The organism is Aeribacillus sp. JST-2, from assembly GCF_056032925.1.
In genome coordinates, this window is record NZ_JBVVUU010000004.1 from 39,985 (window position 1) to 50,814 (window position 10,830).

Below are 10,830 nucleotides of genomic sequence, written 5' to 3' on the forward strand. Positions count from 1 at the left end.
TCCATAGCTATGGAAACAATGGGACGTCACGTTATCTCTGAGTTGTGGGGATGCGATTTTGATAAGCTGAACGACATGGAATTTATTGAAAAAACATTTGTGAATGCGGCGCTGAAATCCGGTGCAGAGATCCGCGAAGTAGCATTTCATAAGTTTGCTCCTCAAGGAGTAAGCGGAGTGGTAATCATTTCTGAATCACATTTAACCATTCATAGTTTTCCAGAGCATGGATATGCGAGCATTGATGTTTACACATGCGGCGATCTTGATCCAAATATTGCTGCGGACTACATCGCTGAAGCATTGGGTGCTGAAACAAGGGAAAACATTGAAATTCCTCGTGGAATGGGTCCTGTTCAAGTGAAACAAGGGCAGGCAAAAGTTCTTTAATCCAATCTGAAATTGAATTTTTAAGAGGTGACGGATTTCCATCTGCACCTCTTTTTATATTATAATGAAAATAACAAATGATAACGTTTAAATAGTTGTGGGGAGAGGTTAACATTTATGGGGATGTTGAAAAAAATTGCTTCTTTTTTTACTACACATCATGAAACGAGAGAAAACCATTCAGACCAAGAACTGCAGAGCCGTTATTATAAAGCGGGGCAAAAAAAGGTAATGGAGACGGTTCTCGATATTCTCCGAAAAGAGGGCGGTTTTGAAATTTCATCAATATCGGAAGAGCGCGGAGAAATCAGCGTCAATATACATAGAGGCAGAAAGGCGTTTATGGTCATTACGGTGATTTCCGTCCGTCCTTTTGAAACAGCAGTCGATTTGACTGTTACGACCGAAACGATGCTGCCAATGGATTTTGGTTTCAGCCGCAAAGTGATTTTAGAATTTTATGAAAAATTAAATCAATTGATTCCTTATATTGGAACAAATAGTTTTGAAAGTTAGCATGCATCATTTCTTGTGCATAACGGTTCTTTTTAATAAGATGGTAATAGAAATGGATACCATTTCGTTTTCAAAAGATTGGAGCTGGTGATATGAAATGTCCTTCCTGTCAGCATCAAGGGACACGCGTTTTAGACTCCCGTCCTGTCGATGAAGGAAGATCGATTCGCAGGCGGAGGGAGTGTGAAAAATGCCAATATCGTTTTACAACTTTTGAAAAGGTAGAAGAAATTCCTCTCATTGTAGTAAAAAAGGAAGGAACACGGGAAGAATTCAGCAGAGAAAAAATTTTACGGGGAATGATCAAAGCCTGTGAAAAGAGACCAGTTTCATTGCAAAAATTGGAAGATGCCGCTCAAGATATTGAGAAAGAGTTAAGAAACCATGGAGCTGCAGAAATTTCAAGTGAAACAATCGGTGAAATGGTGATGGACCGATTAGCTAAAATCGACGAAGTTGCTTATGTAAGATTTGCTTCAGTTTATCGTCAATTTAAGGACATCAACGTGTTTATCGAAGAGCTGAAAGAACTTATTAAAAAAGGGCGTTAAAAAGAGCTTCGTTTTGCAAGCTCTTTTTTTCACCATCATGACAGGCGATGAGGAAGGTTATGATAGAAGATGGAACATCACTGGAAAGAGTTGCTGCCGGTTGATCGCTATGTAGTTAAAAGCACGAACAGCTTGATTCATGAATTTGATCGAAAGGTGCTTTCACTTTTATATCAGCCGCTGGTCGGATCAAAAGCAGTCAATTTATACATGACGTTATGGAGTGAACTCGATCAAAGCAGTCTTTGGGGAATGGAATCCACTCATCATTTTTTAATGGCGATCACGCAATCCTCATTAAATGACATTTATCATGAACGTTTGAAATTAGAGGGCATCGGTCTTTTGAAAACGTATCTTTTGGAAGAAGAACCAAAAAAATATATATATGAGCTTCAACGTCCGCTGTCACCTAAACAATTTTTTTCCGATGGCATGTTAAATATTTATTTGTACAACAGAGTAGGGAAAAAAATTTATCAGAGATTGAAAACTTACTTTTCCGACGAATCTGTTGATGAGAGAGCGAAAGATGTGACAAGAGGGTTTCATGAAGTATATCGGTCATTGCATGTTTCAGAGCTTTCCGCCGAAACGGAGGAAGAATTTGCGGAAAATGGAAAAGAACTGTTTGGTGATGAGCCTGAAAGATCGATATCAGTCGTCAATCAGTCATTTGATTTCGAGCTTTTTTTTGCCGGTCTGTCTGACAACATCGTTCCGAAAAAAGCCATCACTCCTTCCGTTAAAGAATCAATTGAAAAATTGGCGTTTGTTTACGGCATCGACCCGATTGAAATGAAAAATTTAGTCATCAGCTCATTGGATTATGATGAAAAAGTAAACATCGAAACTCTACGGAAAGAAGCTAGGGATTGGTATCAGTTTACTCACGGAAACCGGCTGCCGGAGCTTGTTGACACTCTTCAGCCCTTACATCAGCGAACGAGCGAGGAAGCTTTGAAGGATTCGAAAGATAGGGAATTGATTAGGCAGCTTGAAGAGATCACGCCGAGACAGTTTCTGAAAGATATTTCAGGCGGGATTGAACCGTCTTTGCCGGATTTAAAAATAATAGAAGACATTATGTTCCAACAAAAATTGCTACCGGGTGTCGTCAATGTTTTAATCTATTATGTTCTGTTAAAAACAGACATGAAACTGTCGAGAAATTATGTTGAACGAATTGCAAGCCATTGGGCGCGATTGGGCATTAAAACAGTAAAGGAAGCTATAGATGTTGCCAAAAAAGAGCATCAAAAATATATGGATTGGGCAAAATCAAAAGATCAACCTTCAAGCAGCAAAAGGATCATACGAAAGGAAAAGCTTCCGGAATGGTTGACCAATAATGAAGAGGCACAGCAGGAACCGGATGAAATGGATCAAGAATCTTTTGAAAGAGAGAAGAGAGAGCTTGAAGAGTGGATTAAAAACTATAATAGCAAACAGAAAGAGTAGGTGGAGCTAATGGACTCCATTCAAAACCATTTAAAAGCATTTATGAACAGCGATGGGTTCAGGGAAAGATATTTGAAATTGAAACAGCAAATTACAATGGACGAAGGCGTTAAAGAGTTTCTGCAAAAAGAAAAAGAGCAAATAGATGAGGAAATGGTTGAACGAAGCCTTGGGAAATTGTATGAATTTGCGATGCAAAGCAAAAATTGCCGTGAATGCCCAAGCTTAAGTGAATGCAAAAACATGATAAAAGGCTATCATCCGACATTATTTATTCATGGAAGAATGATCGACATTAAGTACGATAAATGTCCGAGAAAAGAAGCAGATGATGCCAGAAAAAAACAAGAATCGCTCATTAAAAGCATTTACATGCCGAAAGAGATTTTAAACGTGCATCTTCGCGACATTGACTTGCAGGATGCCAGCCGCCTCAAAGCGATTTCACACGTGCGAAATTTTTTGGAACAGTACGGAAAAACGGATTACGTAAAAGGTTTGTATTTATACGGTTCTTTTGGCATTGGGAAAACGTTTATTTTAGGGGCAATTGCCAATGAATTGGCGGAAAGAGGCATTGCCACAATGCTTGTGTATGTGCCTGAATTCATCCGCGAATTAAAAAGTTCGCTTCACGACCAGTCCATCAATGAGAAAATCGAAGCGGTCAAATCAGCTCCGGTATTGATGCTCGATGATATTGGGGCAGAATCAATGTCAAGCTGGGTAAGAGATGAAATTTTAGGTACGATTCTTCAATTCCGGATGCATGAGCATTTGCCGACTTTCTTTACATCCAACTTTAATTTTGAAGAATTGGAGCACCATTTGACATTTTCGCAGCGGGGCGAGCAAGAAGAAATGAAGGCGAAAAGGATTATGGAAAGAATCCGCTATTTGGCTGCGCCTGTCAAACTGACGGGAAAAAACCGCAGGCAATGATGAATGTTTAACGGGCAAAATGCTTCTAAATTATTGATCCCCCCATATATATATAAACAGAGATTCGGTTAAAGGGGGGGATTGTTTAATGAAGATTTCATTTCAATCTGAACAAGAAGCGAGATTTATGCTTGGTTTTTTAAACGAGCAGCAGAAAAAGAATGATTTTCATGCATCCCTTTTAAATGAAACAATGATCCATTGCCAATCAAAACATTGGGATTCCTTTATAAATGATGTCCTCATTCCGGGATTTATTCATTTTTTTATGAACATAAAAGAACCTCACATCATCCTTTCCATCATCGAAAAACAATTTTATTTTGTTGATCAAGATGAACAACAGCAAATTTTACATATTGCCCAATCAATTATGGAAGGGGAGCGGTCGGAAATCCCGGAGGTCAAACATTTTCCGCCGAGAGAGCAATTACTTATTTCCGCTTTAAAAAATTTTCTTCATCCAGATCAATCGTTTACCGTCGAGTCGTTTATTCAATTCCGTCTTTCTGACTATATGACGAGATTAACGGAATATGTCGGAATATCCATAGAGGAATATAAAATGGAGCAGGAATATCAAAATTTCATTGAAAGCCTGCGTGGCTATGTGATCAGCAATGAGCCGAAATTGTCCGTCTTGCATCTCTTGCATGATGATGGGTTTCAAATATTTAACGAGCAATTTGTCGAGATGAAGAAACCGGAACTGAAAAGGTGGCTTGACCGTGAATTTATCTTCCAGCACCCGATGTATATTGATTCGCAATTGCTGGCTCCGCTCGTCTCAATCGCCCCTTTGAAAGTCTACATTTATTCCGATGATCAAGAAGAAGGAATGATCCTAACGATTCAAAATATTTTTCAAGAACGAGTGCGGCTGTTGCCGAAGTCTTCTTTTGCTGAACGGATGGTTTCAATGGCGCATCTTGATTTTGAACAAAAATCTGTCTATAATACGAATAAACGCTAATGAAACAAAGGTTATGATGAGGACATGAGAGTATTATGGCGGTTTTTAGAGAGGGAAGGCGGAGGCTGGAACCTTCCTAACCAGCGTAATGCTCTTACCACCTCTAAACTGCAGCTGTGAACGGCTTTGCCAAGTAATGGCTGACGGAATGTTCCGTTATCATGCGAAAGCCGCAATGTTGGAAAAACATGCGGGAACTAGGGTGGAACCACGGGTATGTTGCTGAAAACACTCGTCCCTTTTTCAGGGATGGGTGTTTATTTTTTTGATAAACGATAAAAGGAGGAAGAAAAGTGGCAGAAATGATTCGCATTACGTTTCCGGATGGAGCTGTAAAGGAATATCCAAAAGGTGCGACAACGGAGGAAATTGCCGCTTCCATCAGCCCGGGTCTGAAGAAAAAAGCCATCGCGGGCAAACTGAACGGCAAGTTTCTTGATTTGCGGACACCGATTGAAGAGGACGGTGACATCGAAATTTTAACGCCGGAAACGCGGGAGGCGCTGGACATTTTGCGCCATAGCACAGCCCATTTAATGGCACAAGCGATTAAACGGCTTTATTCCAATGTCAAATTGGGTGTCGGACCTGTGATCGAAAACGGCTTTTATTATGATATAGACATGGACGAAGCGATCACGCCGGAGGATCTTCCTAAAATTGAAAAGGAAATGAGAAAAATCGTCGGCGAAAATTTGCCGGTTATTCGTAAAGAAGTAAGCCGTGATGAAGCAAAAAAAATGTATGAGGAAATCGGCGACCATTTAAAGCTTGAGCTTATCGATGATATTCCGGAAGGCGAAACCATTTCCATATATGAGCAAGGAGAATTTTTCGATCTATGCAGAGGTGTCCACGTCCCTTCTACAGGAAAAATAAAGGAATTTAAATTGCTCAGCGTAGCCGGCGCCTACTGGCGTGGAGACAGCAAAAACAAAATGCTTCAACGCATATACGGGACAGCATTTTTTACAAAAGAAGAGCTAAAAGAACATCTCCGCATACTTGAAGAAGCGAAGGAGAGGGATCACCGCAAGCTTGGCAAGGAACTAAGCCTGTTTACAACTTCTCAAAAGGTTGGACAAGGCTTGCCGCTTTGGCTCCCAAAAGGAGCAACTATCCGCCGGATTATCGAACGCTATATTGTTGATAAAGAAATTAAACTCGGATACCAGCATGTATACACACCTGTTCTCGGCAGCGTCGATCTTTATAAAGCTTCCGGCCATTGGGACCATTATCAAGATGATATGTTTCCGCCAATGAAGATGGATAACGAAGAGCTTGTATTGCGTCCGATGAACTGCCCGCATCATATGATGATCTACAAAAATGAAATTCACAGCTATCGGGAACTGCCGATCCGCATTGCAGAACTTGGAACAATGCATAGATACGAAATGTCAGGGGCATTGACAGGACTGCAGCGTGTTCGCGGGATGACGTTGAACGATGCGCATATTTTCGTTCGGCCGGATCAGATTAAAGATGAATTTATCCGAGTTGTCCGCCTCATTGAAGAGGTATACGAGGATTTTGGCATAAAAGATTATTCGTTCCGATTATCTTACCGCGATCCAGAGGATAAAGAAAAATATTATGATGATGATGAAATGTGGGAAAAAGCCCAGTCGATGCTGAAAGCCGCAATGGACGAACTCGGTTTAGATTATTACGAAGCGGAAGGTGAAGCGGCATTTTACGGACCGAAATTGGATGTGCAAGTGCGGACGGCTTTAGGAAAAGATGAAACATTATCGACTGTTCAACTAGATTTTCTTCTTCCGGAACGGCTTGATTTAACATACGTTGGCGAAGACGGTAAACATCACCGGCCAGTTGTTATTCACCGTGGCGTCGTTTCAACGATGGAACGGTTTGTTGCCTTCTTAATCGAGGAATATAAAGGCGCCTTCCCAACTTGGCTTGCACCTGTGCAAGTGAAAGTCATCCCTGTTTCGCCAGAAGTGCATCTTGATTATGCCAAAACAGTAGAACAGCGTCTTCAGCAAGAAGGATTGCGTGTTGAAGTCGATATCCGGGATGAAAAAATCGGCTATAAAATTCGCGAGGCGCAAATGCAAAAAATTCCATACATGGTTGTTGTCGGAGATCAAGAAGCAGCAAATGAGGCGGTCAATGTCAGAAAGTATGGGGAACAAAAGTCAGAATCAATGCCGCTTGAGACATTTGCTGAATCCGTTGGGAAAGAAGGAAGAAAATAAGGAAATCGGCGTTTGCTGATTTCCTTTTTTAAAAAATGTCGATGATGCCAAAAAATTTTTTAAACCAACTTCTAAAGCCAGTTCCCCTCTTTTGGCATTGTCGTTCATGAAAGGAGGCGGATGAATGGAGATCATCGGAGTTGATGCTGGAGGGAGCTTGTTAAAAATCGCTTATGTAGAACAAGAACAATATCAATATAAACTGTTTCCAATTGATGAAATGGATCAAGTTCTTTCTTGGATCAAGATGTTGAAACCGTCTGTTTTCTATAAAATAACAGGAGGAAGAGCGGCAAAAGTAAAAGAAAAATTGCCTTGCTCTGAAGCGGCCGTTATTCCGGAATTTGATTCGGTTTGTATAGGGGCGAAAGAGCTTCTGATTCAAGAAAAAAAACGGATTAAAAACGATTTTTTAATTGTCAGCATGGGTACAGGGACATCGTTTTTTCTCATGAAGGGCGAACGATATGAACGCTTGTTTGGAAGCGGCATCGGCGGTGCCATCTCCGGTTTAGGCCGTCTCATGTTGCAGGAGCACAATTTTCAACAAATTGTTGCGTTGGCTGAAAAAGGCGACAGAAGCCATGTTGATTTATTAGTGAAAGATTTGTATGAAAACGGTCAACCGCCTATTCCAGGGGATTTGACCGCCGCCAATTTTGGCAAGCCGGATGTATCGAAAGCAGGCAAAGAAGATATTGCCGCTGCGTTATTTCAATTCATTGGCGAAACAACTGTTCTTTTGTCTATGCTGTTTGCCCGGCAGCATCAAGTCGATACGTGCGTCTATGTTGGAGGAGCAATCTCGAATAATTCTCCTTTGCAACACGTCATTCAAAGCTTTGATTCCATGGTCGGCCTGCAAAGCATATTTTTGCAAAACGGATCCTTTGCCGGAGCTGTGGGAGCGATTTTATATCATTGAAAGAGCATTTTGCAAATACAACAGAACAATTACGTTTCTTTAAGCTCGGATATTTTTGCAATCGTCGGTTCTTGATGTGAACCTCTTAAATGAACGGTCGCTGTTTTCCCATCCTCATTAAGCTTATCAATCCAAACCGAAGCTCCGTTATAAAGGACTTCGATATCAGCAGGAGAGGATAATATTTGTCGCACGCGGTTTGCATCCATTGTGATCACTCCGATATAGTGTTTTTTACAGTTGCTAGGATGTCCATCTTTTTAGGATTTATGAATTCCGCTTGCATTTTTGGTTATCATGATTTATAATCAAAATGTTTTTGAGGAAAATGCTGTTTTGACAAAGTCGTTTGGCAATGGTAAAATATGAATGTCAGATGAAACAAGAAGAAGCACCCGCTTCTCACCTGATTGACGCACATTGTTGCTGTTGACAGGTTTACATGAGACAATCAGATCCGTGTATAAACGTGTGGGTGCCGTTTGCATCCACACGTTTTTTGCGTAACCGAATGTATAATCTGTCATGGCGGACATGCGCGCAGTTCATCAAATCTTGGAGGTGGCTCATTATTAGCAAAGACATGTTAGTAAACGAGGGCATTCGCGCTCGTGAAGTTCGATTGGTCGACCAAAACGGTAATCAATTAGGAATTAAATCCCGTCAAGAAGCGCTTGACATTGCGGCACGCGCTAATTTGGATTTAGTACTCGTTGCCCCTAATGCAAAACCGCCCGTTGCCCGCATCATGGATTACGGCAAATACCGCTTCGAGCAGCAAAAAAAGGAAAAAGAAGCGCGTAAAAAACAAAAAGTCATTAATGTGAAGGAAGTCAGACTTAGCCCAACGATTGAAGAACATGATTTTAATACGAAGCTTCGCAATGCACGCAAATTTTTAGAGAAGGGCGACAAAGTAAAAGCAACGATCCGCTTTAAGGGACGTGCGATTACCCATAAAGAGATCGGCCAACGTGTCCTTGAAAGATTTTCCGAAGCATGCGCTGACATCGGTTCTGTTGAAACAAAGCCGAAAATGGATGGGCGCAGCATGTTTCTTGTATTAGCCCCGAAAAACGAAAAGAAATAGAAGGAGGAACTTTTATGCCTAAAATGAAAACCCATCGTGGTTCAGCAAAACGATTCAAAAAAACAGGAAAAGGACAATTGAAACGCTCACATGCGTTCACTAGCCATTTGTTTGCGAATAAAACGCAAAAACAAAAACGCAAACTTCGCAAACCAGCATTGGTGAGCAAAGGAGATTTCAAACGTATTCATCAAATGCTTGATAATGTTAAATAAACTAATATCGGATTTTAGGAGGGAATATACATGGCACGTGTTAAAGGCGGAACAGTGACACGCAGACGTCGTAAAAAAATTATTAAACTTGCAAAAGGTTATTATGGTTCGAAGCATCGTTTATATAAAGTGGCTAATCAACAAGTAATGAAGTCGCTGATGTATGCTTACCGCGACCGTCGTCAAAGAAAACGTGATTTCCGTAAGCTGTGGATTACTAGAATCAACGCTGCGGCACGTATTCACGGCCTTTCTTACAATAAATTTATGCACGGTCTTAAACTGGCTGGCGTAGACATCAACCGGAAAATGCTTGCTGATTTGGCGGTCAATGATGAAAAAGCATTTGCACAGTTGGCAGAAGCGGCAAAAGCTCAATTGAATAAGTAATGCTGAAAACAAAACCACCTTCTTTAAGGTGGTTTTGTTTTCATAAACAGTTCATCAAATATTAGTCTTCATGTTTTGGAAATGCCGGAAACGTTTCATTTTTTGTTTGAACAAATTCTTTAATGGGGCTTTTCCAATCGAGCGCTGCATAAGGATAGGCTTCTTTAATTTTTGCCTCAATGAACTGAAAATCTTCTTTTGTGAAACCGATCAATTTATTTGGAGTAGGCGTCCAAACAAAAATGGAAATGACATCAAAAGATGTTTCGGTTGTCCCTAAATATTTTTCACCTTCAAACAATACCCCTTTATATGTTAATAAAAAATTTTTCCGAACATTTTCTCTATCATCGAGAAAGAAAAATTTTTTTTGTTCATGAGCCAGTTCCAACTTGCGCTTCGGGTTTAATAAGTATTTGATCAACGAATACAAGACGAATATGATAGCTGCCAGGATCAAAAGCCGTAATAAAAATACGATCATTTAACTATACCTCCCCGAAGGTCATTTTCATATTCCATACGAAAAATAGATTGGAGGGGTTTCATAAATAACCACTTTTGTTATAATTTTTTTATGGATCTTTTTTAGGAGTTGAGAGGATGGACTTTAATCACTTATTTAAACTGCAAAAAGAATTGGACGAAAAAATTGAACATAAGCATCATTTAAAAGAAGAGAGGCTCATTGAGAGAAAAATTTTAGCGTTGCTTGTTGAAATCGGAGAGCTCGCAAATGAAACACGCTGTTTTAAATTCTGGAGCGTCAAGCCGCCTTCCCCACGTGATGTCATTTTAGAGGAGTATGTTGACGGCTTGCATTTCTTGTTGTCATTAGGGCATGAATTGCATATTGAGAAACTTCCGGACATGCGGGCGAAGAAAAAGGAAACAAGTTTGACGGATCTTTTTTTGAAAGTTTATCAAAAATCGGCCAAATTAAAGGAATATTTGTCCATTCAATCCTATATTGATTTGTTTAACGACTATGTGACTCTTGGAAATGCCCTCGGTTTTGCAGAAGAGGATATCGTTTCAGCTTATTTGGCAAAAAATGAAGTGAATCATCAGAGACAAAATCAGGGATATTAATCATATTATGAATGATGAAGGTGAACTTTTTAAATAGGAGGTTCAAGCGTGGAAAAGCGG

Annotated in this window: 14 protein-coding genes and 1 other annotated feature; of the genes, 12 read left to right on the top strand and 2 right to left on the bottom strand. The window is 40.2% G+C overall.

Features of this window, described 5'->3' with window-relative positions; all coding sequences use genetic code 11:
• The first annotated feature begins 9 nt into the window (after nt 1-9).
• The 8 genes from speD to coaW all read left to right on the top strand — a co-directional run bounded on the left by speD (nt 10) and on the right by coaW (nt 7,983).
• Nucleotides 10-390, top strand: coding sequence for an adenosylmethionine decarboxylase (speD, locus tag AC0KTX_RS03420; protein WP_474250835.1), 381 nt, complete (start codon nt 10-12; stop codon nt 388-390).
• 117 nt (nt 391-507) lie between these two features.
• Entirely contained in the window at nt 508-906 is a 399-nt protein-coding gene (locus AC0KTX_RS03425; protein WP_474250836.1) for a cytosolic protein, read from the top strand.
• A gap of 92 nt (nt 907-998) precedes the next feature.
• Nucleotides 999-1,457 carry a transcriptional regulator NrdR gene (gene nrdR, locus AC0KTX_RS03430; RefSeq protein ID WP_474250837.1) on the top strand — a complete coding sequence of 153 codons (459 nt, stop codon included), beginning with the start codon at nt 999-1,001 and terminating at the stop codon, nt 1,455-1,457.
• A gap of 69 nt (nt 1,458-1,526) precedes the next feature.
• On the top strand, nt 1,527-2,918 hold the full coding sequence (locus AC0KTX_RS03435) for a replication initiation and membrane attachment family protein (protein ID WP_474250838.1): 1,392 nt from the start codon (nt 1,527-1,529) through the stop codon (nt 2,916-2,918).
• A 9-nt stretch (nt 2,919-2,927) separates the two neighbouring features.
• Nucleotides 2,928-3,860, top strand: coding sequence for a primosomal protein DnaI (gene dnaI / locus AC0KTX_RS03440; protein WP_474250839.1), 933 nt, complete (start codon nt 2,928-2,930; stop codon nt 3,858-3,860).
• A gap of 88 nt (nt 3,861-3,948) precedes the next feature.
• A complete protein-coding gene (ytxC, locus tag AC0KTX_RS03445; RefSeq protein ID WP_474250840.1) occupies nt 3,949-4,833 on the top strand; it encodes a putative sporulation protein YtxC in 885 nt (294 codons plus the stop codon).
• Nucleotides 4,834-5,126: 293 nt separating this feature from the next.
• Nucleotides 5,127-7,058, top strand: a complete 1,932-nt coding sequence (gene thrS, locus AC0KTX_RS03450; protein WP_474250841.1) for a threonine--tRNA ligase — start codon at nt 5,127-5,129, stop codon at nt 7,056-7,058.
• A gap of 124 nt (nt 7,059-7,182) precedes the next feature.
• Nucleotides 7,183-7,983 (top strand): type II pantothenate kinase, encoded by an 801-nt coding sequence (coaW, locus tag AC0KTX_RS03455; RefSeq protein ID WP_474250842.1) that lies wholly within the window; start codon nt 7,183-7,185, stop codon nt 7,981-7,983.
• A gap of 29 nt (nt 7,984-8,012) precedes the next feature.
• Here the strand turns inward: coaW and AC0KTX_RS03460 are convergent, their stop codons facing one another.
• Nucleotides 8,013-8,192, bottom strand: coding sequence for a small, acid-soluble spore protein, H family (locus AC0KTX_RS03460; RefSeq protein WP_474250843.1), 180 nt, complete (start codon nt 8,190-8,192; stop codon nt 8,013-8,015).
• A gap of 168 nt (nt 8,193-8,360) precedes the next feature.
• Nucleotides 8,361-8,489, top strand: a sequence feature (ribosomal protein L20 leader region).
• 62 nt (nt 8,490-8,551) lie between these two features.
• On the opposite strand from AC0KTX_RS03460, the gene infC reads away from it, so the two are divergent.
• From infC to rplT, 3 genes are read left to right on the top strand one after another with little or no spacing between them, the layout of a single operon-like run.
• Nucleotides 8,552-9,073 carry a translation initiation factor IF-3 gene (gene infC, locus AC0KTX_RS03465; protein WP_474250960.1) on the top strand — a complete coding sequence of 174 codons (522 nt, stop codon included), beginning with the start codon at nt 8,552-8,554 and terminating at the stop codon, nt 9,071-9,073.
• A 14-nt stretch (nt 9,074-9,087) separates the two neighbouring features.
• Nucleotides 9,088-9,288, top strand: a complete 201-nt coding sequence (gene rpmI / locus AC0KTX_RS03470; protein ID WP_474250844.1) for a 50S ribosomal protein L35 — start codon at nt 9,088-9,090, stop codon at nt 9,286-9,288.
• Nucleotides 9,289-9,318: 30 nt separating this feature from the next.
• The gene (gene rplT / locus AC0KTX_RS03475) at nt 9,319-9,678 is read left to right on the top strand and encodes a 50S ribosomal protein L20 (RefSeq protein WP_474250845.1); all 360 of its coding nucleotides are present in this window, start codon (nt 9,319-9,321) and stop codon (nt 9,676-9,678) included.
• Nucleotides 9,679-9,739: 61 nt separating this feature from the next.
• Here the strand turns inward: rplT and AC0KTX_RS03480 are convergent, their stop codons facing one another.
• Nucleotides 9,740-10,162 (bottom strand): sigma-w pathway protein ysdB, encoded by a 423-nt coding sequence (locus tag AC0KTX_RS03480; protein WP_474250846.1) that lies wholly within the window; start codon nt 10,160-10,162, stop codon nt 9,740-9,742.
• Between the two features lie 119 nt (nt 10,163-10,281).
• Between AC0KTX_RS03480 and AC0KTX_RS03485 the strand changes: the two genes are divergently transcribed.
• A complete protein-coding gene (locus AC0KTX_RS03485; protein ID WP_474250847.1) occupies nt 10,282-10,770 on the top strand; it encodes a dUTP diphosphatase in 489 nt (162 codons plus the stop codon).
• Nucleotides 10,771-10,830: the final 60 nt, after the last annotated feature.

What these genes read in the sequence shown, in the direction of transcription:
- speD (WP_474250835.1), top strand. Translation starts at nt 10, where the DNA reads ATGGAAACAATGGGACGTCACGTTATCTCTGAGTTGTGGGGATGCGAT.
- AC0KTX_RS03425 (WP_474250836.1), top strand. Translation starts at nt 508, where the DNA reads ATGGGGATGTTGAAAAAAATTGCTTCTTTTTTTACTACACATCATGAA.
- nrdR (WP_474250837.1), top strand. Translation starts at nt 999, where the DNA reads ATGAAATGTCCTTCCTGTCAGCATCAAGGGACACGCGTTTTAGACTCC.
- AC0KTX_RS03435 (WP_474250838.1), top strand. Translation starts at nt 1,527, where the DNA reads ATGGAACATCACTGGAAAGAGTTGCTGCCGGTTGATCGCTATGTAGTT.
- dnaI (WP_474250839.1), top strand. Translation starts at nt 2,928, where the DNA reads ATGGACTCCATTCAAAACCATTTAAAAGCATTTATGAACAGCGATGGG.
- ytxC (WP_474250840.1), top strand. Translation starts at nt 3,949, where the DNA reads ATGAAGATTTCATTTCAATCTGAACAAGAAGCGAGATTTATGCTTGGT.
- coaW (WP_474250842.1), top strand. Translation starts at nt 7,183, where the DNA reads ATGGAGATCATCGGAGTTGATGCTGGAGGGAGCTTGTTAAAAATCGCT.
- AC0KTX_RS03460 (WP_474250843.1), bottom strand. Translation starts at nt 8,192, where the DNA reads ATGGATGCAAACCGCGTGCGACAAATATTATCCTCTCCTGCTGATATC.
- rpmI (WP_474250844.1), top strand. Translation starts at nt 9,088, where the DNA reads ATGCCTAAAATGAAAACCCATCGTGGTTCAGCAAAACGATTCAAAAAA.
- rplT (WP_474250845.1), top strand. Translation starts at nt 9,319, where the DNA reads ATGGCACGTGTTAAAGGCGGAACAGTGACACGCAGACGTCGTAAAAAA.
- AC0KTX_RS03480 (WP_474250846.1), bottom strand. Translation starts at nt 10,162, where the DNA reads ATGATCGTATTTTTATTACGGCTTTTGATCCTGGCAGCTATCATATTC.
- AC0KTX_RS03485 (WP_474250847.1), top strand. Translation starts at nt 10,282, where the DNA reads ATGGACTTTAATCACTTATTTAAACTGCAAAAAGAATTGGACGAAAAA.